The following is a 19,886-nucleotide window of genomic DNA, read 5'->3' as shown; positions in this document are numbered from 1 at the left end:
CGGCAGGGCGGCTCAGCGGCTCAGCGGCTCAGGGCTGGCGGCGGGACAGCGCCCAGGCCGTCGGCTCATCGAGGGACCCCTCGGCAACGCGGGTGAACACCAGCCGGTCATGCAGCCGGTTCCGCCGCCCGCCCCAGAACTCCACCTCGTCGCAGACCACCCGGTACCCGCCCCAGAAGTCGGGCACGGGTACGTCGTCGGGGCGGCCGCGGTCGGGCCACTGCGCGGCATACCGCTCGTAGGCCTCCTCCAGAGCGGCGCGGCCGACGACGGGCTGGGACTGCCGCGACGCCCACGCCGAGATCCGCGACCCCCACGGTCGCGAGCCGAAGTAGCCGCTCACCTCGTCGCGACCGAGCTCCTGGGCCACGCCCCTGAAGCGGATCGCGCGGCACATCGCCGGCCAGGTCAGGCTGGCGGCAAGCCCTCCGGTCGCCGCGATCTCCAGGCCCTTGGTGGACTCGGTGTTGGTCACGAACCCGGGGCCACGCTCGTCGAAGAAGCGCAGGAGCACGGTCCGGACATTCGGTCGGCCCGCGGCATCCACGGTGGCGACCGAGAGCGCGAGCGGCTCGGGCACGTCGGGCTGCGCCTGCGAGCGCTCCACGGCCTCGTCGACCCAGCGCTGGGCCTGCTGCCACGGGGTGGGGGCGACGTGCTCCTCGGAGAGCCCCTCGCCCTTGTAGTCGATGCGTACCGGGTCAGCGCGCCGCACGTCAGCCATGGCACGAGATTAGGGTGAGGTCGAAGCAGACCGTCAGGGAGGCACGATGCCCAGCAAAGGCAAGGCTGTCGGGAGCATCATCAAGTGGGGCGTGAAGTACGGCCCGCACGTGGTGGTGCTGGCCCAGCAGGCCAAGGAACCGGCGATGGCCGCGGCACAGAAGGCGCTCGACCGCCAGCGCGCCAAGCGTCGCGCCGTCGAGCACGCCGCCACCGTGCGAGACGGCATGGTCCTCAAGACCTTCGACCCGCGAGCTGACCACAGCGAGCCGATCTGGGTCGTGTTCTCCGGGGACGAGCCGATCGCCGCCCACCCCGCCACGACGACTCCGCTGACCGAGCTCATCGCGCGCAGCGACCTGAGCACGAGGGTGCGCCCCGCGGAGCTGCCCAGCCCCGCGGAACGGCTGCGTAACCTGCCGCGCCGCCGGTAGGCCGGCGGCTCCGTCGCCGGTAGGCCGGGCGGCTCGCTCGCCGGTCGCGGCCGGGAGACGGTCGTCAGGCCGTCGGGTGCCGGGCGTCGTACCGCACGAAACCGGGCTGCAGCCGAGCCAGGGCGACGATGGCCAGGATGCAGGCGAGACCGCCCAGGACCGCGGTGCGACCCTCACCGATCGCGCTCGCGACGAGCCCACCGGCGAGCTCGCCGAGCCGCGGCCCGCCGGCCACCACGACGATGAACACGCCCTGCAGCCGACCACGCAGGTGGTCCGGCGTGGCGGACTGGAGGATGGTCGTCCGGAACACGGCGCTCACCGAGTCGGACGCACCCGCGACCGCCATCGCGGCGAGACCCGCCCACAGCGCGGCGCCGCGCGTCAGCACTCCCCGGCCGCGAGCATCGCCACCCCGAACCCGGCGATCGCAGCCCCCCATCCCACGATCGACACGAGGATCGCCAACCCCTGACGGCGCACGTGGCCGAGGCGCCCCGAGAAGAACATGGCGCCGATGCCCCCGACGGCAGCGGCCGCGCTGAGCGCACCGACCGTCTTCGCACCCCCGCCGAAGATCACGGCACCCGCCGCCGGGAACAGCACCCGTGGCTGGGCGAGCAGCATCGCGCAGATGTCGGCGACGAAGGTCATCCGCACGTTGGGCCGGGTCGCGAGGAACGCGAAGCCGTCGAGCACCGACCGCAGCCCCGGCCGGGTCGGCGCGGACCCGTCGGTCGCCGGCTCAGGGGGCAGCGGCTGGAGCCGGGCCAGCCCCCACAGCGCAGCCGTGGTGATGACCGCATCGGTGGTGTACGCCGCCCGGAAGCCGCCCCAGTCGACGAGCACGCCCGCCATGAGCGGCCCCACCGTCATCGCCGAGTTCATCGCGAACACCGACAGGGCGTTGGCGGCCGGCAGCTGCTCTCGGGTGAGGATCCGCGGGTAGATCGAGGTGCGCGCCGGCGACGAGACGGCATACGCGCCGTTCCACAACGCGACGAGCGCGTAGAGGACCCACACCTGGGTGTTGCCGAGCCACGCCTGGGTGGCGCAGAGCACGCTCGCGACGAAGGCCACGCCCTGCGCCACCAACCCCACGGTGCGGCGGTCGAAGTGGTCGATGAGGGTGCCGCCGTAGAGCCCCATGAGGACCAGCGGCACCAACGCACACAGACCCACGATGCCCACCGCAGCCGTGGACCGCGTGAGGTCGTAGACCTGCAGTCCGACCGCGACCACGGCGAGCTGCGAGCCGACGTTGGACAGCGTGAACCCGGCATACAACCGCCGGTATGCCGGGTTCACCCGCAACGGGGTCAGGTCCAGGAGCAGCGGCACAGGGCGACCCTAGGCCCGACCGCCGACCGTAGGGGTCTCGGGATCCTGCCTAGACGGGCCAGATCTGGTCGACCGGTCGCCCATCGACCGGGCACGCCCACACAACAGCTCCCGCGCCGCTCACCTGCGGCGTCATCGGGTGGGCATGACCCGGGCACGGCGGGATCGCCTCTCCCCAGAAGAGCTCGGAGAGCTCGTCGGCGAGCGCACTCGCGATCGCCAGCGCTGCTGAGGCGGGATCGCCGTCCATCGCGTAGACGTCCACCTGCTGACCCTCAGCGTCGAAGGACGCCAAGTACTGGCCATCTGGGTCGCCTGACGACCTCGCCCCCGAGAAGCGAATGGAGTGGGCAACCACTCGGGCCAGTGAGGCGTCAACCGCGTCAGCAGCCTTGACGACCACCTCAGGAACTGGAGGCGATGACGGTTCCGAAAACATGGACGTGCGCGGTACCTCCCTTTACCGGGAAGTCAACTTCGTCGGTGTACGAGACAACATCGGCGTTGGACACGCCAGCCAGTGTTCCATGAAAGATGTAGTTGCACGGCGCGACGTGAGGCGCGTTCTTGGGTTTCGGACCTCCATTGACGGTGTAATTCATGCCTCTCTCGGTACATGTCCCGATAGAGATCGCAAGCAGTGCTGGGGACATCGTCCACGACCAATTGATGTTGCGATATGGACAGTTGTATCGAAGGTTCATGTTGCCGCTCGGATCGCGGAAGAGGTAGTTGCCATAGCTGCAATACAAGACCGGATGTGTGGGGCCGGGGTCGGTAATCGTCGGTCCCGCGACGTCCGAAGTGCCGACTCGCGCCGTGGCACTCCGTCGGTGTGGCGCATCGTCAGTCCGCGTGATTTCCACCGACGAGCGGACAGCCTCAGCCCGGTCGCCTGGTCCGCCACTCATTGCATCGACGTGCGTTGTCCTGTTCTTCAAACATGCTCCGCGGAAATCCGACACCGGAGTTCTTGAGCCCTTCGAGCACGCATTGTCGGCAGCCCAAGCGGGCTGGGAGAGCGGTGGGACCAGAACGGCTGCCACCACGGCGAAGATGCAAGTCCTTCGAAACATCGGTCCTCCATCAGCACAGCGCCGGCGAACCCGCGAGGAACAGCAGATGAGCGATGGTTCGGGTGGGAGGCGGGCTCGTATGACGAGACGTTCGAGTGGTCGGGAAATGACGCAGCCCCACCCAAGGGGAAAGGGCGACGCCGCTTGGGCCCCTGCCTAGTCGGTGACGATGACGCCGAGCTCGGCGGCGAACGCGGCCGCGAGGTCGATGAGCTGCAGTGAGGAGATCGTGGCGCCCCTGAGCCCGGTGAGCCCACGGGGGCCGACCACCTCGGCCGCACTGAGGTCGACGTCGCGCAGCGTCGCCCGGCCGAACTCCGGCGTCACCAGCCGCGACCCCTCGAACGAGACCTGCGTCAGGCTCGCCTCGGAGAAGTCAGGCTCGAGCAACTGGCAGTCGACAAACTGGCAGTCGAGCAGGGTGGCGCCGCGCAGGTTGAGGAACTCGATCTTGCAGCCCTCGAACCGCACCCGACGCAGCTCGGCGCCGTAGAGCTGGACGGCCCCGAGCCGCGCCCCCTGGACCACGCAGTCCAGCCACGTGGACTCGGCGAGGTCCAGGCCCGCGCCGTGCACGGCATACAGCCCGGTATCGCCGAAGCGCGCCCGCGTGAGCTTCACGTCCGACAGGTCGCACCGTTGGAAGGTGCACTCGAGGAAACGGGCGTGCGGTGCCGACTGACCGGAAAGGTCGCCCGTCAGCACCTCCGCGTCGTAGTCGGTCTCGGCTCTCAGCACCCGGCAATGGTGACTCATCAGCCCGACAAGGCAGAATGAACCCGCCAGTAGGAATCGGGCACCAGCCCTCCTTCACGACCAGGCCGAGAGGACACTGATGTCCGACAGCGACTTCAAGCCCGGACTCGAGGGCGTCATCGCCTTCGAGTCAGAGATCGCCGAACCCGACAAGGAAGGCGGCTCGCTGCGCTATCGCGGCGTGAACATCGAGGACCTCGTCGGCAGGGTGGCGTTCGGTCAGGTCTGGGGCCTGTTGGTCGACAACGAGTTCGACCCAGGACTGCCGCCGGCCGAGCCGTTCCCGCTGCCGGTGCACTCCGGTGACGTCCGCGTCGACGTGCAGTCGGCCCTCGCCCAGCTGGCGCCCCTGTGGGGGTTCAAGCCGCTGCTCGACATCGAGCCCGAGGAGGCCCGCGACAACCTCGCCCGCGCCTCGGTCATGGCTCTGTCCTTCGTGGCGCAGTCGGCCCGTGGGCAGGAGCGCCCCATGGTGCCCCAGCGCGATGTCGACAAGGGCAAGACCATCGTCGAGCGGTTCATGATCCGCTGGCGCGGCGAACCCGACCCCAAGCACGTCGAGGCCGTCGACGCGTACTGGGTGAGCGCCGCCGAGCACGGCATGAACGCGTCGACCTTCACTGCCCGGGTCATCGCCTCCACCGGCGCCGACGTCGCGGCCTGCCTCAGCGGTGCCGTGGGCGCCATGTCGGGTCCGCTGCACGGCGGCGCCCCCTCGCGCGTGCTGCACATGATCGAGGGCGTCGAGGAGACCGGCGACGCCACGGCATACGTCAAGGGAGTCCTCGACCGCGGCGAGCGCCTGATGGGCTTCGGGCACCGGGTCTACCGCGCCGAGGACCCGCGCGCCCGCGTGCTGCGCGCGACCTGCCAGCGCCTCGACGCCCCGCGGTACGAGGTGGCGGCCGCGTTGGAGCAGGCGGCTCTGACCGAGCTGCGCGAACGTCGTCCTGACCGCGTGCTCGAGACCAACGTCGAGTTCTGGGCCGCGGTACTGCTCGACTTCGCCGAGGTCCCGGCCTCGATGTTCACCCCGATGTTCAGCTGTGCCCGCTCGGCTGGCTGGTCGGCGCACATCCTCGAGCAGAAGAAGACGGGGCGGCTGATCCGACCGAGTGCGCGCTACATCGGCGAGGCCCCCCGCGGCCTCGAGGCCGTGGCCGGCTACCGCGCCTGACCGCGGCTCCCTGCCCGTCGTGCAGCAACCTCTGCTTGCAGAGGTTGCTGCACGGCACCCATGGTGCTGCCTACCACTGGGGCAGCAACGTCTGCTGACTGCTAGCCCACTTCGGGTTGTCCACAGGCCCTCAGCGCGCACCCGCTCGAATCGGGCACCCTGCACAGGTGGAACTGCACGACTTGGCCAAGCACGGCGTGGTGTCGACCGCCGACGCCACCGCCCTTGGACTCGGCCCTTCCGACCTGCGGCGGCTGGTCAAGGCCGGCACGGTTCGCCGCCTCATCCGAGGGTGGTATGCCGTATGCCCACCCGGCGCCGAACGGCCGCCTTGGGAGGGCGCGGACTCCTTCGAGTCGGCCCGTCGGCAGCACCGGCTGCTCGTCGCCGCGCTGCTGCGGTCGTTTGCCGGGCGCGCTGTGGCCAGCCACCACTCTGCGCTGGTGCTGCACGACGTGGAGGTCTGGCGATCGGACCTCGGGGTCGCCCAGCTGTGTCGCTCGGAGGACGACCACTCGCGTCACCGCCCCGCCGCGATGCTGCATCCGGCCGTCGGACTCCCTCCCGTCCTCGCGCCAAGCGGACTGAGGACGGTCCCTCTGGCAACCGCCGTGGTCCAGGTCGGACTGCGGCCTCCCGCTCGCGGCGTCGCGCCGCTGCCCTTGGAGAGCCTTGTCGCCGCCGACAACGCCCTGCATCAGGGCCTCGTCACCACCGAGGAGCTCGCGGCGGCCATCCGGGCACATGCGGGCGCACCCGGCATACCTGGGGTTCGGAGCCTTCTCGCCCACGCGGACGGTCGACACGAGTCCGTCGGTGAGTCTCGGTTGGCCCACACCATGCGAGTGCTCGGGTACCGCTTCACCCCGCAGATCCCGGTGACGTTCCTGGGCCGGAAGTGGCGTGTGGACTTCGAGCTCGACGACCACCCCGTCGCCATCGAGTTCGACGGTCTCGCGAAGTATGCCGGCGGCGTGGCGAACCCGACGCCGGAACAGCTGCGACAGGCACTGGCCAGGGAGAAGTGGCGCGAGGACCGGCTCCGGGATAGCGGGCGTGAGGTGGTCCGGTTCATCTGGTCGGAGGCCGACGACGCGCGTCTGGTCCGAGCGCGGATCAACGAGGCGATCCTGCGCGCCAGGAGACGCCGCTCGGCCTGAGCCGATAACACCCCGCTCGAGCTCAGGTTGCTGCCCCTGCGGTATGCAGCAACCTGTCCTTACGGCAGCAATCTCTGCAAGCAGAGGTTGCTGCGAGTCAGGCGGCGACGGGCGGTGGTCCGGGTGGTGGACCTCATGTCCCACGCCTCGGGACGGGGTGAGAGACTGTCGCGCGTGACCGAGACGACCGCTGTGCAGACCATCCCCGCCGACCTGCTGCCCAAGGACGGACGGTTCGGCTCCGGCCCGTCGAAGGTCCGCCCTGAGCAGGTCGACTACCTCGCGGGACTGGCCACCACCCTGCTGGGCACCTCACACCGCCAGGCCCCGGTCAAGAACCTCGTGGGCGCCGTGCGTGAGGGTCTGTCCGAGCTGTTCAGCCTCCCCGACGGCTACGAGATCATCCTCGGCAACGGCGGCTCGACCGCGTTCTGGGACATCGCCGCGTTCGGCCTGGTCCGCGAGCGCGCCCAGCACCTGGCGTTCGGCGAGTTCTCCAGCAAGTTCGCCACGGTCACCAGCAACGCTCCCTTCCTCGGCGAGTCGACGGTCATCAAGGCCGACCCCGGCACCCTCGCCCAGCCGAGGGCCGAGGCTGGCGTCGACGTCTACGCCTGGCCCCACAACGAGACCTCCACTGGCGTCATGGCGCCGGTCACCCGCGTCGCCGGGGCCGACGACGGCGCCCTCGTCCTCATCGACGCGACCAGTGGTGCCGGCGGCCTGCCGGTCGACGTCAGCGAGACCGACGTCTACTACTTCGGCCCCCAGAAGTGCTTCGCCGCCGACGGTGGCCTCTGGCTCGCCGCCTTCTCCCCCGCGGCGCTCGCCCGGGTCGAGGAGATCGCCGCCGGCGGTCGCTGGGTGCCCGACTTCTTCAGCCTCCCCACGGCGATCTCCAACAAGCCGCCTGAACCAGACCTACAACACCCCGGCCCTGGGCACGCTGGCCCTGCTGCGCTCGCAGATCGACTGGATCAACGGCCAGGGCGGCCTCGACTGGGCCGTCAAGCGCACGGCTGACTCCTCCGGCCGCCTCTACGACTGGGCCGAGCGCACGGCATACACGACGCCGTATGTCGCGGATCCCGCCGCCCGCTCGCAGGTCGTGGCGACGATCGACTTCGCCGACGACATCGACGCGTCGGCGATCGCCAAGACCCTGCGGGCCAACGGTGTCGTCGATGTCGAGCCGTACCGCAAGCTCGGCCGCAACCAGCTGCGGGTGGCGACCTTCCCGGCTGTCGACCCCGAGGACGTCTCTGCCCTGATTGCGTGCATTGAGCACGTTGTGGGCTGATCGTCCCCGCTCCTCGCGCCCTTTACGGGCACTCCCTCGCGTAACCTCGGCTTCATCTGCTCGTTAAGCCCAGTGATCCCTGCCGGGTGGGACAACGACGTCGAGGAGCAAGACCATGAAAGCCGTGACGCGACAGCCGTGGCGCACCATTGCCGCCGGCGTGCCCGCCATCGCCCTGATCGGGGCCGGGGTGGCCCTGGCCACCACCGGGGTCACTCCCGGCGGCACCCACGTCGTGGCCGACTCCAAGCCCCTCGTCACCGTGCCGTCGGCGCCGCTCGCCCAGCCCGAGGCGCCCACGCTCCCGCCGCTGCCCGCTCCGCCGGAGCAGTCCGCGACGTCGTTCGCCGCCGGACCAGCCGCCCTGCCGAGCACGATGACCGCCAACGGCATCCCCGCCCTGGCGCTCGCTGCCTACCAGCGCGCAGCCTCCCTCGTCGATGCGGCCGACCCCGGCTGCAAGATCGACTGGGCGCTCATCGCGGCCATCGGCAAGGTCGAGTCCAACCACGGTCGGTACGGCGGCAACGGCATCGACAAGGACAGCACGGTGCGGCCCGGCATCTTCGGCATCCCGCTCAACGGTGCTAACAGCACCGCTGTCATCCACGACACCGACAACGGCGTCTACGACCACGACACCACCTGGGACCGCGCGGTGGGCCCGATGCAGTTCATCCCGAGCACCTGGCAGGTCGTCGGGGTCGACGCCAACGGCGACGGCAAGAAGGACCCCCAGAACATCTCGGATGCCGCAGCCGCGACCGCCGTGTACCTCTGCTCGGGCCCCGGCGACCTCAGCACCGACTCCGGCGCGCGCTCGGCGGTCCTGCGTTACAACCAGAGCGACGCGTATGCCGCCGAAGTGCTCGCCATCGCGGCGGGCTACCGCGGCGGCTACACCGTCGAGCCGGCCTCGGCACTGACCCCGGACCAGCGCAACGGCAGTCCGTTCCTGCCCTCGGGTGACCCGCAGACGATGGCCCAGTACAACCCGGCCGTCGCGAGCCAGCCGGCGTCGAGCACCAAGCCGGCCGCCAAGCCCTCGGCGGGCTCGGGCTCGAAGACCATCGTCGCCGCGCCCGGCACACCCGGCAGTGGGACGGGCAGCGGCGGCACGAGCGCAGCCGGAACGGGATCCGGGAGCACGCCCCCCGCCCCCAGCGTCGGAGGTGTCGTCGGCGGCGTCGTGGGAGGCCTCACCGGCGGCCTGACTGGCGGGGGCTCGACCCCGACACCCACCCCCGCACCCAGCCCGTCGCCGTCCTCCACGCCGACGCCGGCGCCGACCCCGACGCTCGTTGGGCCCCTCAAGATCCCGACCTGCCCCACTCCCTACGTGTACAACGCCCTGACGAAGACCTGCGTCAGACTCTGACCCCACCCCGGTAGCCGTCCCCCCCACGGCTACCACGAAGGCCCACCAGTACTCCTCCTGGTGGGCCTTCGGCATTCGGCCGGCGCGGGCCGGCATACGACCGGCGCGGGACGGCGGGAGGGCCACTCAGTGCAGGATGCTCGCCACGACGGCAACGGCCACGACGATCACCAGCACCGCGATCGTCACCCGACGGCGGAAGACCGGCGTCACCGGACCGCCTCGGGAATCGGCTCTGAGACGGTGGGCTGGGCGACCGTGCGGATGCGGATCCTCGGGCGCCGCTGGGACTCGTAGCTCACCTGCACATTCTCGTGCCTGGCCATCCAGATGGACACGGCAACCAGCATGAGTCCCACGGCGATCGTCCCGATCCCGATGGTCCACCGCGGACCCCAGACCTCGCCGATCCAGCCGATGACCGGGGCGCCGAGCGGTGTGCCACCCATGAAGATCGCCATGTAGAGCGCCATGACCCGACCCCGCATCGCCGGGTCGACGCTGAGCTGGACCATCGCGTTGGCCGTGGTCAGCGCGGTGAGCGCCGACAGGCCGACCGGGATGAGGGCGAGCGCGAACAGGGGGTAGGTCGGCGCGAGGGCAGCGAGGCCGCTCGAGACCGTGAACCCCACGAGGGCGACGAGCAGCACGCGCAGGCGCGGGCGGGCCCGCCGAGCGGACAACAGGGCCGCGGCCAGTGAGCCGATCGCCATGATCGAGCCGAGCAGGCCGTACTCCTGGGGACCCTTGTGGAACAGCTTGGTCGCCATCAGGGCCGTGGTGATCTGGAAGTTCATCCCGAACGTGCCGAGCACGAACACCAGGGCCATGACGAGCTGCAGGTCCGGTCGCGTCCTGACGTAGCTGACGCCCTCACGGATCGCGCCCTTGCCTCGGCGGAGCATCGGGGCCGGTCGCAGGTCGTCTCGGCGGATCGAGGCGAGCGCAAAGAGCACGGCGACGAACGTGCCGGTGTTGAGCAGCAGGGTCCAGCCGGTGCCGAACGCCGCGATGGTGAGGCCGGCGACGCCCGGGCCGACCAGTCGGCCGGCGTTGAACGAGGCGCTGTTGAGCGACACGGCGTTGGCGAGCCGGTCGTGCGGCACCATCTCGGAGACGAAGGTCTGTCGCGCCGGGTTGTCGACGGCGGTGACCAATCCGGTGAACAGGGCGATGGCGTAGACCATCCAGAGGTGGGCGGAGCCGGTGACGACCAGCAGGCCGAGCACGAGGGAGGACAGCGCCAACGAGGTCTGGGTGATCGCGAGGATGGCCCGCTTCGGGTAGCGGTCGGCGATCATGCCCGCCCAGGGCGCCAGCAGCAGGAACGGCAGGAACTGCAGCCCCGTGACGATGCCGAGGGCGGTCGACGAGTGATGAGTCAGCTCGGTGAGCACGAGCCAGTCCTGGGCCACCCGACCCATCCAGGTGCCGATGTTGGACACGAACGCGCCCATGGCATAGACGCGGTAGCTGCGGACGCTGAGCGAGGAGAAGGTCGGGCTCACTCCGCGGCCACCCGGGTGAGGATCGCTGAGGCCTGACGCAGGATGTCCTGCTCCTGGGGCGAGAGGCGGCCGACCCGGACCGACATCCAGGCGTCGCGCTTGCGGCGGATGTCGCGCAGCAGGGTGACGGCCTCCGGCGTGAGCGTGAGGATCACCTGTCGGCGGTCGGCCGGGTCGTCGGTGCGCGCGATGAGTCCTCGCTCGACGAGTCCGGCGACAGTCCGGGTCATGCTGGGCGCGCTCACCTTTTCGATCTCGGCCAGCTCACCAGGGGTACGGGGCGTCTGCTCGAGGCGGGACAGCACCGAGAACTGGTGCGGCGCGACGCCATCGGTGCTCTCGAACCGAACTCGTCGCGAGATCCGCATGCAGGCCAGACGCAGCTCGCCCGCGAGGGCTGAGATCGCTGAGGGGCTGAGCCCAGCATCGATGGCGCGGCGGGTGCGCGTTGGCGATGGGGTCATGGGCGTCTCCTTGTTGATACTTAGCATAACTCATTACCTGTGCTAAGTATTTCGTGACGCAACCATCCCCTCGCCAGACGTATGCCGCGTGGCCCCGGCGGGGGCCACGCGGCATACGGGCGGGGCGGGGGGCGGTCAGCCCCAGCAGCTGGTCAGTGAACCCCGAGCAGGCTCTTGACGGGATCGATCGCGAAGTAGATCACGAACAGTCCGGACACCGCCCAGAGCAGCGGGTGGATGGCGCTGGACTTGCCGCGGACGACCTTGATGAGCGTGTAGACGACGAAGCCCGCACCGATGCCCGCCGTGATCGAGTAGGTGAACGGCATGAGCACGATCGTCAGGAACGCCGGGATCGCGACCTCGAGGTCGTCCCAGTCGATGCCCTTGACCTGCTGCATCATCAGAAAGCCGACGACGACCAGGGCGGGCGTGGCTGCCTCGTACGGGACGATCTTCACGAGTGGTGCGAGGAAGGTCGCGAGCAGGAACAGGACGCCCGTGACGACCGAGGCCAGCCCGGTGCGGGCGCCCTCACCGACGCCCGAGGCCGACTCGATGTACGAGGTGTTGGACGAGACGGAGCCAGCGCCACCAGCGATCGCGGCGACGGAGTCGACGAGCAGGATCTTGTCGGAGTTCGGCGGGTTGCCGGCCTTGTCGAGCAACCCGGCCTCGGCGCCGATGGCGACCATCGTGCCCATGGTGTCGAAGAAGTCGGCCAGCAGCAGGGTGAAGACGAGCAGCACCGCGGACACGACGCCGATCTTCGAGAAGGACCCGAGCACGCTGAAGTGGCCGAGCAACCCGAAGTTGGGGACGTCGACGATCGTGTCGGGCAGCTTGGGAACGTTGAGGCCCCAGCCCGCTGGGTTGACGACCTTGCCGGTGGCGTCGGTCTGCGACCCGATCTTGCCGATGGCCTCGACGACCACCGCGAGGACGGTGGCGCCGACGATGCCATAGAGGATCGCGCCCCGGACCCGCTTGACCATCATCACGATGATCGACAGCAGCCCGACGACGAAGACGAGCAGCGGCCAGCCGTTGAGGAAGCCACCGATTCCCAGCTCGACGGGCACGGGGCCGCCCGCCGGCTTGCGCACGAACCCCGCGTCGACGAGCCCGATGATCGCGATGAACAGGCCGATGCCGACGGAGATCGCCGTCTTGAGCTCGGCGGGGACGGCGCGGAACACCGCCTGTCGGAAACCGGTGAGCACGAGGATCGTGATGATCACGCCCTCGATCACGACCAGCCCCATCGCGTCGGCCCACGTCATGTTGGGCAGCTTCGCGATGCCGAAGGTCACGAACGCGTTGAGGCCCAGGCCCGTGGCGAGCGCGATCGGGAAGTTGGCGACCACGCCCATGAGCAGCGTCATGACGCCGGCAACCAGCGCCGTACCCGCGGCGACCAAGGTGATCGCGTGGACCACGCTGCCGCCACCGAGGAACTTGCCGCTGGCGTCCTGCTGGGTGCCGATGATGAGCGGGTTGAGCACGACGATGTAGGCCATCGTGAAGAACGTGACGAGTCCACCGCGGATCTCGCGGCCGAGCGTCGAGCCGCGCTCGGTGATCTGGAAGAAGCGGTCGATTCCGCCGACCTCGGTCGGCTGGTGAGTCACGCGAAGGGGCGTGGAGAGCTTTGCCATGGGCAGCAGAGTAGGGCCTGCAGGTTTCCGAGGCGTGAAGGCTAGGCTGGCGCCGTGACCGAGTCGGAGCGCAGCCCGGAGCTCGAACCCCTTCCGGTGAGCACGCCTCGGATCATCGTCGGGGGCACCGCCGCGTGGGTCGTGGCGCTCGTGGTCACGCTGGTCGTGCCCAGCCTCCACCGGGGCGACCAGGCGTGGTGGCCGTGGACCTGCGTCACCGGGATCGCCCTGGGGCTGTTCGGCTACGCGTACGTCCGGCGGGGCCGGGGCAACGCCCACGAAGCGAGCTAACGGTCTCAGACGAGGTCGTACGCCATCTCGTCGACGATCGGCTCGGTCGCGACCAACGGCTCGGCAGCCTCGACGTCGATCTCGGAGTGGGCGCCGCAGCCGTGGTCAAGACTGACGACGTGACCGTCGCTGGGTGACCAGGCGTTGGCGCACACGCCGAAAAAAGCGCGAAGTGCACCCGCCATCGGGAGGAAGTACCCGCACGTCGAGCAGGGGGCGGGGGCCTTCTCGGCGACGTCGGAGTGCGGGCCGCCCTCGCCTTCGTACCACCGCTGGGCCGCGGCCTCGCGGCCCTCGGCCGACAGGACGCGCTTGCGACCGAGTCCGAGCTCGAACGTCGCGAGCTGGTCGACCTCCTCGTCACCGGTCGCCTCGAAGCCAGCCTCGAGCAGCGGGTCGTCCTGCTTGTAGGGGAGGACGTCGCCGGCGCCGACGTCGCCCGGCGCGAGCCGGTCGGCATACGGCAGCCACTCGGGTGAGAGCAGCGCACCCTCACCGGGCACGAGGTTGGTCTCACACACCGTCGCGACCTTGCCGCGGGGCACGCGGGCGATCGTGACCGCCCACCGCCAGCCGGGGTAGGCCTTGGCGGTGCAGGCGAAGTAGTGGGTCGCAAGCCGCTCGTCCTCGAGCTCCATGCTGAGGTGGTCGCCGACGGTGCCGGGCTCGGCGATCGTCTCGGCGGCCGCACGGGCGAGGTCGACCGCTGCAGCGAGGACGGCGTCCTTGGCGGGTGCCATCACGGCTCCAGCTGGTCGGCGAGGAAGCGCAGCACCTGGGCGAGCTTGGCCCCGTGGTCCTTGTCTAGGCGTCGGCCGCGCCGAAGCGAGTTCGAGGCGTTGTCGAGCAGCTTGATGGCGTCCTCGACCAGCGGAGCAAGGTCCTCGGGAGACTTGCGGCTGGCTTCACGCTTGCCCGCGGCCACCGACGGGGCCGGCTCGAGCAGCGTCACCTGCAGCGCCTGGGTGCCACGGCGACCTTCGGCCACGCTGAACTCCACGCGGACGCCGCCCTTGAGCGTGCCCACGCCCTCGGGCAGCGCGTTCGCGTGCAGGAACACGTCACCACCGTCGTCGTCGGAGATGAAGCCGAAGCCCTTCTCCGCGTCGTACCACTTGACCTTGCCAGTAGGCACTGTCCACCTCTGCCGTGAATGAGAGACCGCTGTCTCGAAACGTTGGGGTGCGCCGTTGCGCTCCCGCAAGGCTAACGCGTGCCGCCAAATCCTTTCCGCGGGCGCATGGGCGCGAGACCCGGAGCGGAAAACCCGGTGGGGCGATGTCGGTGCCGTACGGCAGGATTGACGGGTGAGTGAGGCAACGGCGTCGGGGCAGAGCATGCGCGGCTTCTGGGCGGAGCTGTCCACCGAGGGTCGCTGGCTGCTCTCGACGGTGGCGGTGCAGACCCTGGGCCGCGGCATGACCCTTCCGTTCACCGTCATCTACCTGCACGAGGTCCGTGGGATCTCGCTCGACCTGGCCGGTCTCCTGATGGCGTTCATCGCCGTGGTGGCCCTGGCCGTCACCGGCCCGGGGGGCTCGCTGACCGACCGGGTCGGCGCCCGCACCATGGTGCTCGCCGCCACGGCTGCCCAGGTGGTCGGGTGCACGATCCTGGCGTTCGCGACCACACCCGCCGTGGTGGCCGTGTCGTTCCTGTTCATCGGGTTCAACTTCGGCGTGAGCTGGCCAGCGTTCAACGCACTGGTGGCGGCGATCGTGACGGGGCCCGCGCGACAGCAGTACTTCGGGGTCAACTTCGCCCTGGTCAACCTCGGCATCGGGCTGGGCGGCGTGATCGGCGGCCTCTACACCGACGTGCGTGAGCCGAGCACCTTCACGGTCATCTTCCTGGTCAACGCCGTGACCATGCTCGTCCCGATCGTCCTTCTCCTCGGTCCCCTGCGCCACGTCCACGGCCGGGTCGAGCGGCCCGCAGACGTCGATGCCGGGCAGGGGTCCTACCGCACGATCCTGCGCGACCCCGCGGTCATCTGGGTGACCCTGCTGACCTTCCTCGGCACCTTCGTCGGCTACGGCCAGATGGAGGCCGGCTTCCCGGCCTTCGCCCGCCAGGTGAGCCACGTGTCGACCGGCGTCGTCGGTTTCGCGTTCGCCGTCAACACCGCCGTCATCGTCGGCTTGCAGTTCTTCGTCCTGCGCCGCATCACGGGCCGACGCCGCACCCGGGCCCTGGTCGTCATGGCGGCCCTGTGGGCCAGCGCGTGGGTGCTGCTGGGACTGACCGGTCTGGCTGCGGGCACCGTCCTCGCGGCAGCCGGGGTGCTGGCCTTCCACGCGCTGTTCGCCCTGGGCGAGACCCTGCTCCAGCCGACCATCCCCGCCATCACCAACGACCTCGCACCCGACCACCTGCGCGGCCGCTACAACGCGGTCAACGCCGGCGCATTCCAGGCGGGCACAATCCTCGGCCCCGTCGTCGCGGGCGTCATGCTCGACCACCAGTGGTCGAGCGCGTTCGTTGTCATGATCGTGGCCGGGTGTGCGGCGATGGCCGCGCTCGCCCGGGTTGTCGAGACGCGCATCACCCCGGCGGTCAACGGTCTTCAGACGGACTCGGGGCGGATCCCCCAGGTGCCCGTCCACGACTGACCCGGCGCGAGCGTCACGAGCCCGGCGCCCGAGTTGAACGCATCGGCGGGGCAGCTCATCGGCTCGACGGCGACGCCACGCGATCCCTTCACCCCGGTGTCGGCGCCCTGGGCGGTGAAGACCTGCACCCATTCGAACGCCTCATCCCCCCAGATCGTCACGTCGGGGCGGTCGCGCAGTCCCGAGATCGCGACCTCCCAGCGCCCGCTGGCTGCGTCGCGGTCAACCATCGTGTATGCCGTGTCGAGCCTGGTCGAGCCGAGCGCACGGGGGTGACGGAAGTCGACCTCTGGCCGCACCGGGGTGGTCTCCGTCGGCAGCAACCGGTCGTCGACCAGGATCTCCATGCCTGCAGGCACCCGCAGCACCACCTCCGCCAGCGGGGTGTCGCCGATGGCGACGTACGGATGGGCGCCGTACCCGAACGGCACCGGCCCGGGACCAGCGTTGGTCGCCGTGCTGGTCACGGCAAGCCCCGCCTCGCCCAGCGCGTAGACGACCTCGAGCTCGAGCAGGCCGTCCCACCCCGGCTGGGGAAAGAGCGTCGTCGTGACCGACAGCGCGTTCTCGTCGCGCCACGCCGCCTGCCACGGCATCCAGCGGACGAGGCCATGACTGGCGTTCAGGTGGGCAGGTTCGCTCAGCGGCAGCTGGTACTCCGTGCCACCCCAGGTGTAGCGGCCGTCGCGAATCCGGTTCGGCCACGGCATGAGCAGCTGACCGCGGCCGAATCGGGCGACCTCATCGGCCCGGTAGCCGGCCACGAGGTCGACCCCGTCGACCGTGTACGTCCGCAGCCCACCACCCACCTGCACGACGGTCACCTCGTGGCTGCCGTGCCGGATCGTCCACTGTTCACCGCTGAGAGGAGAGGTCACCCGGTCAACCTAGCTCCGGTCCGGTGCCTCAGGGGGTGCGGGCGGCTCGAACCAGGACGGCCTTGGCGCCAGCCTTGTTCGCGACCACCAGCACGACATCGCCCTTGGCCAGCCCGGTGCGCAGCCCGCGGGTGGTCGCATCGACGGCATACGTCGCGGTGAAGCCGTCGTCGCTGCGCACCGTGAGGGAGGTCGCGCTGGCGGCCGTGACGGTACCTCGCTGCACGGTCATCACGGTGGCGGTGCCGTTCGCGCCCTGCGTGGTGAACTCACCGTGCTGGATAGCGCCGAGGCCGGCAACGCCGCCCATGAGCGGGCCGAGCCGCGAGCCGTTGCCCTGACCCTTGCCGAAGCCGGGCATTCCCGGGGCCATCGGGCCCTTGCCCTCCAGCTTCTTGCGTTGACCGGGAGACAGCTGACCCGGCCCCGCGTGCTGGACGCGGGCCACGTCGGCGTGGTGGCCGAGCAGCCGCGCGCCGACGAACAGGCCAGCGCCGGCCAGGGCGATCACCATCAGGGCGACGAGGCAGGCCGCGACGATCACCGCGATGAGCCCGCCCGTGGTCGACGTGGCCTGACGGAACAGGCCCGGACCCCTGACCGGGCGGGGAGGGGGGGCTCACCGGCATCGGCGCGGTGGGGTGCACGGCTGGGGTGGGCGCGGTCGGGTCGGGCCCTCGCCCGCCTGCGTTGGGGTCACTCTGCGGCTGGCTCGTGGGCTCCTGCGGTCCTCGCGGGGTGGTCGGCTCCGTCATGGCGCCTCCTCTCGTCAGCACCACTATGAATGAGCAGGCTGTGAGTCGGGTGCGAAACGACTGAGAGTCCGCCCCGCGCCGGGGCACTACCGTGGTGCGGTGACCCTCACCTCTCGTCCACCGCGCCCGAGCGCCGCACGCTCGATGGCCGACGACATCCGTGGGCGGTCCGATGAGCAGCTGCGCGACCTCCTGCACGGACGCCAGGACCTCGCCCGGCCAGCCCCGGCAGACCTGTCCTCGCTGGCCGCGCGCGCCAGCACGCGCGCCAGCGTGCACCGGGCTGTCGACGGACTCGACCTGGCCCACCTGCAGGCCCTCGAAGCCGCCACCGCCAGCCCCTCACCCATCGACCCCGGCGCTGTGGCCGGGCTGCTCGACACCGACATCCCGACTGCCACCGGGCTGCTCGACGACCTCTGGGAACTCGCCCTGCTGTGGCACAGTCCCGAGGGGCTGCGGCTGGTCCGCACCGTCGGCGAGGTGCTCGTCCACCCGGCGGGCCTGGGTCCCGCGGCAGCCGACCTCCAGCTCCCGGCCCGCGACTCCGCCGACCTCACCGCCCTGGTCGCCTCGGCCCCCGCGGCAGCTCGGGCGATCCTCGACCGCCTCGCATGGGGGCCGCCGGTGGCGCTGCTGCCAGCGGGAACGCCCGACCGGGTGGCAGAGGGCGCGCGCTGGCTGCTCGAACACCACCTCGTCGCCTCCTCGGGTGAGCAGCTCGTGCTGCCTCGCGAGGTCGCCCTGGTCCTCCGCGGCGGCCGCACGCACGCCGAGCCCGCACTCACGCCCCAGCCGGTGGTGGGCATCGAACGCGACCCGGCCGCAGTGGATGGCGCGGCTGGCCAGGAGGTCACCGACCTGCTCGCCCTCGTCGACGAGGTCGCGGCCACGTGGGGGCTGCGACCGCCCCGGGTGCTGCGCGCGGGTGGGCTGGCGGTGCGGGACCTCAAGCGGATCTGCACCACCCTCGACGTCGACGAGGTCCGCGGCGCATTCGTGGTCGAGGTCGCGTATGCCGCGGGGCTGCTCGCCGACGACGGCTCCCTCGAGCCGTCGTGGGCACCCACGCCTGCGTACGACGAGTGGCAACAGCAGCCGGGTGCCGACCGATGGGCCACCCTCGCCCAGGGCTGGCTCGGGAGCACCCGCGCCGCCCACCTGGTGGGGACGACGCCCCCAGGGATCTCGGGGACGGTCAACGCCCTGGGCCCCGACGCGCACTGGCCACCGGCCCGCGCCCTGCGGCGCGACGTCCTCGAGCACCTCCAGGCCGCGGCACCCGGCGTCGCCGTCTCGGCGACGGACATCGAGGCGGCGCTGCGGTGGCGGCGCCCGCGGCGGGTGCCGTCGAGCCTCCGCGCAGTCATCGAGGGGGTCCTGCGCGAAGCCGAGTGGCTGGGCGTGACGGGGCGCGGCGCGCTCTCCTCGGCCGGCCGGGCGCTGCTGGCGGCTGACGGCCCGCGCGAGCTCGCGGCCGCCATGCAGCCGCACCTGCCCGAGCCGATCGCCCACATCCTGCTCCAGGCGGACCTCACGGCCATCGCGCCCGGCCCGCTCGAGGGCGGGCTGGCCACCTTCCTGCGACTGGTGGCCGACATCGAGTCGCGCGGCGGTGCGACCGTCTACCGGTTCACGCCCGACTCGGTGCGTCGCGCGCTCGACGCCGGATGGTCCGTCGACCAGGTCCTCGGCGGCCTGGGTGACGCCAGCCAGACGCCGATTCCCCAGCCGCTCGAGTATCTCGTCCGTGACGTGGCACGACGGCACGGTCAGGCGCGGGTCGGCGCCGCGCGCGCCTACATCCGGTGCGACGACGAGACGACGCTGGGCGCCATGCTGGCCGAGCGCGCCCTGTCACCGCTGCAGCTGCGCAGCATCGCTCCGACGGTGCTGGTGTCCCAAGCGGCCGCCGACACCGTCCTGGAGTTCTTGCGCGAGAACGGATTTGCCCCCGTCGCCGAGACTCCTGACGGCGGAGTCGTCGTGCCGTCGGCCGGACGCCACCGCACTCCGCAGCAGCGCCGCTCGGCACCGGTGACCTCGCGGGCCGTCGACGAGGAGCTGGTCACCACCCTGGTGAGCGCGCTGCGCGCGGGCGAGGAGTCGGCGGCATACCAGCGCGAGCAGCTGGCGATGCGCCCCGGTCCCTCACTGGGGAGCACCGACCCGACCACCACCCTCGCCGTGTTGCGTGAAGCCGCGGCAGACCGGCAAGCCGTGTGGCTGGGGTACTCCGACGCCGACGGCCGGGTGCAACGGATGCTGTTCTACCCGCAGCGGGTCGAGGGCGGGCGGGTCCAGGGGATCACCGATGGCGCGACCCGGACGCTGTCGATCCACCGCGTGACCGGCGCCGCACCGGGGTGACCGGC

At 70.8% G+C, this 19,886-nt stretch carries 17 protein-coding genes and 2 pseudogenes; 8 read left to right on the top strand and 11 right to left on the bottom strand.

Annotated elements, in window-relative coordinates; genetic code table 11:
- Window positions 1-28 precede the first annotated feature (28 nt).
- The gene (gene pdxH / locus GKE56_RS15280) at window positions 29-724 is read right to left on the bottom strand and encodes a pyridoxamine 5'-phosphate oxidase (RefSeq protein ID WP_154685269.1); all 696 of its coding nucleotides are present in this window, start codon (window positions 722-724) and stop codon (window positions 29-31) included.
- A 46-nt stretch (window positions 725-770) separates the two neighbouring features.
- Here pdxH and GKE56_RS15275 point away from each other — a divergent pair, with 46 nt between their 5' ends.
- Window positions 771-1,157: a hypothetical protein gene (locus tag GKE56_RS15275; RefSeq protein ID WP_154685268.1), complete on the top strand. Its 387-nt coding sequence runs from the start codon at window positions 771-773 to the stop codon at window positions 1,155-1,157.
- 64 nt (window positions 1,158-1,221) lie between these two features.
- Here the strand turns inward: GKE56_RS15275 and GKE56_RS15270 are convergent.
- The 3 genes and pseudogenes from GKE56_RS15270 to GKE56_RS15260 all read right to left on the bottom strand — a co-directional run bounded on the left by GKE56_RS15270 (window position 1,222) and on the right by GKE56_RS15260 (window position 4,312).
- Window positions 1,222-2,498: pseudogene (locus GKE56_RS15270) on the bottom strand (MFS transporter).
- A 49-nt stretch (window positions 2,499-2,547) separates the two neighbouring features.
- A complete protein-coding gene (locus GKE56_RS15265) occupies window positions 2,548-2,763 on the bottom strand; it encodes a hypothetical protein (RefSeq protein ID WP_154685267.1) in 216 nt (71 codons plus the stop codon).
- Between the two features lie 967 nt (window positions 2,764-3,730).
- On the bottom strand, window positions 3,731-4,312 hold the full coding sequence (locus GKE56_RS15260) for a pentapeptide repeat-containing protein (protein WP_195908161.1): 582 nt from the start codon (window positions 4,310-4,312) through the stop codon (window positions 3,731-3,733).
- Window positions 4,313-4,409: 97 nt separating this feature from the next.
- Here GKE56_RS15260 and GKE56_RS15255 point away from each other — a divergent pair, with 97 nt between their 5' ends.
- From GKE56_RS15255 to GKE56_RS17670, 4 genes and pseudogenes are all read left to right on the top strand, one after another.
- Complete coding sequence (locus GKE56_RS15255) at window positions 4,410-5,507, top strand: citrate synthase 2 (RefSeq protein ID WP_154685265.1); 1,098 nt, start codon at window positions 4,410-4,412, stop codon at window positions 5,505-5,507.
- A gap of 167 nt (window positions 5,508-5,674) precedes the next feature.
- Entirely contained in the window at window positions 5,675-6,667 is a 993-nt protein-coding gene (locus GKE56_RS15250) for a type IV toxin-antitoxin system AbiEi family antitoxin domain-containing protein (protein ID WP_195908160.1), read from the top strand.
- A gap of 135 nt (window positions 6,668-6,802) precedes the next feature.
- A pseudogene (serC, locus tag GKE56_RS15245) lies at window positions 6,803-7,967 on the top strand (phosphoserine transaminase).
- A gap of 115 nt (window positions 7,968-8,082) precedes the next feature.
- Window positions 8,083-9,345 carry a lytic transglycosylase domain-containing protein gene (locus GKE56_RS17670; protein ID WP_230209015.1) on the top strand — a complete coding sequence of 421 codons (1,263 nt, stop codon included), beginning with the start codon at window positions 8,083-8,085 and terminating at the stop codon, window positions 9,343-9,345.
- Between the two features lie 209 nt (window positions 9,346-9,554).
- Here the strand turns inward: GKE56_RS17670 and GKE56_RS15235 are convergent, their stop codons facing one another.
- The 3 genes from GKE56_RS15235 to GKE56_RS15225 form a co-directional block, all read right to left on the bottom strand.
- Window positions 9,555-10,853, bottom strand: coding sequence for an MFS transporter (locus GKE56_RS15235; protein WP_154685263.1), 1,299 nt, complete (start codon window positions 10,851-10,853; stop codon window positions 9,555-9,557).
- Window positions 10,850-11,317 carry a MarR family winged helix-turn-helix transcriptional regulator gene (locus GKE56_RS15230; RefSeq protein ID WP_195908159.1) on the bottom strand — a complete coding sequence of 156 codons (468 nt, stop codon included), beginning with the start codon at window positions 11,315-11,317 and terminating at the stop codon, window positions 10,850-10,852. Before GKE56_RS15230 ends, GKE56_RS15235 begins: the two co-directional genes overlap by 4 nt.
- A gap of 152 nt (window positions 11,318-11,469) precedes the next feature.
- Complete coding sequence (locus tag GKE56_RS15225) at window positions 11,470-12,975, bottom strand: NCS2 family permease (protein ID WP_154685262.1); 1,506 nt, start codon at window positions 12,973-12,975, stop codon at window positions 11,470-11,472.
- A 54-nt stretch (window positions 12,976-13,029) separates the two neighbouring features.
- Between GKE56_RS15225 and GKE56_RS15220 the strand changes: the two genes are divergently transcribed.
- The gene (locus GKE56_RS15220) at window positions 13,030-13,266 is read left to right on the top strand and encodes a DUF2530 domain-containing protein (RefSeq protein ID WP_154685261.1); all 237 of its coding nucleotides are present in this window, start codon (window positions 13,030-13,032) and stop codon (window positions 13,264-13,266) included.
- A gap of 5 nt (window positions 13,267-13,271) precedes the next feature.
- Here GKE56_RS15220 and GKE56_RS15215 read toward each other — a convergent pair whose 3' ends face one another.
- Window positions 13,272-14,006, bottom strand: a complete 735-nt coding sequence (locus tag GKE56_RS15215; protein ID WP_154685260.1) for a DUF3027 domain-containing protein — start codon at window positions 14,004-14,006, stop codon at window positions 13,272-13,274.
- Window positions 14,006-14,401, bottom strand: a complete 396-nt coding sequence (locus GKE56_RS17945) for a cold-shock protein (RefSeq protein WP_154685259.1) — start codon at window positions 14,399-14,401, stop codon at window positions 14,006-14,008. Before GKE56_RS17945 ends, GKE56_RS15215 begins: the two co-directional genes overlap by 1 nt.
- Before the next feature lie 172 nt (window positions 14,402-14,573).
- Here GKE56_RS17945 and GKE56_RS15205 point away from each other — a divergent pair, with 172 nt between their 5' ends.
- On the top strand, window positions 14,574-15,878 hold the full coding sequence (locus GKE56_RS15205; RefSeq protein WP_230209014.1) for an MFS transporter: 1,305 nt from the start codon (window positions 14,574-14,576) through the stop codon (window positions 15,876-15,878).
- Here GKE56_RS15205 and GKE56_RS15200 read toward each other — a convergent pair.
- Together GKE56_RS15200 and GKE56_RS15195 are read right to left on the bottom strand one after the other, a co-directional pair.
- Entirely contained in the window at window positions 15,833-16,756 is a 924-nt protein-coding gene (locus tag GKE56_RS15200; protein WP_154685258.1) for an aldose 1-epimerase family protein, read from the bottom strand. The two genes, GKE56_RS15205 and GKE56_RS15200, sit on opposite strands and share 46 nt — an antisense overlap.
- Before the next feature lie 28 nt (window positions 16,757-16,784).
- A complete protein-coding gene (locus tag GKE56_RS15195) occupies window positions 16,785-17,300 on the bottom strand; it encodes a hypothetical protein (protein WP_154685257.1) in 516 nt (171 codons plus the stop codon).
- A 310-nt stretch (window positions 17,301-17,610) separates the two neighbouring features.
- On the opposite strand from GKE56_RS15195, the gene GKE56_RS15190 reads away from it, so the two are divergent.
- Complete coding sequence (locus GKE56_RS15190) at window positions 17,611-19,881, top strand: helicase-associated domain-containing protein (RefSeq protein WP_230209013.1); 2,271 nt, start codon at window positions 17,611-17,613, stop codon at window positions 19,879-19,881.
- Window positions 19,882-19,886: the final 5 nt, after the last annotated feature.

Source organism: Nostocoides sp. HKS02, assembly GCF_009707485.1.
Lineage (GTDB): Bacteria > Actinomycetota > Actinomycetes > Actinomycetales > Dermatophilaceae > Pedococcus.
This window is presented reverse-complemented; position numbering and strand designations above follow the sequence as displayed.

Coding starts and splice junctions, on each gene's coding strand:
- pdxH (WP_154685269.1), bottom strand. CDS start 724: ATGGCTGACGTGCGGCGCGCTGACCCGGTACGCATCGACTACAAGGGC.
- GKE56_RS15275 (WP_154685268.1), top strand. CDS start 771: ATGCCCAGCAAAGGCAAGGCTGTCGGGAGCATCATCAAGTGGGGCGTG.
- GKE56_RS15255 (WP_154685265.1), top strand. CDS start 4,410: ATGTCCGACAGCGACTTCAAGCCCGGACTCGAGGGCGTCATCGCCTTC.
- GKE56_RS17670 (WP_230209015.1), top strand. CDS start 8,083: ATGAAAGCCGTGACGCGACAGCCGTGGCGCACCATTGCCGCCGGCGTG.
- GKE56_RS15230 (WP_195908159.1), bottom strand. CDS start 11,317: ATGACCCCATCGCCAACGCGCACCCGCCGCGCCATCGATGCTGGGCTC.
- GKE56_RS15225 (WP_154685262.1), bottom strand. CDS start 12,975: ATGGCAAAGCTCTCCACGCCCCTTCGCGTGACTCACCAGCCGACCGAG.
- GKE56_RS15215 (WP_154685260.1), bottom strand. CDS start 14,006: ATGGCACCCGCCAAGGACGCCGTCCTCGCTGCAGCGGTCGACCTCGCC.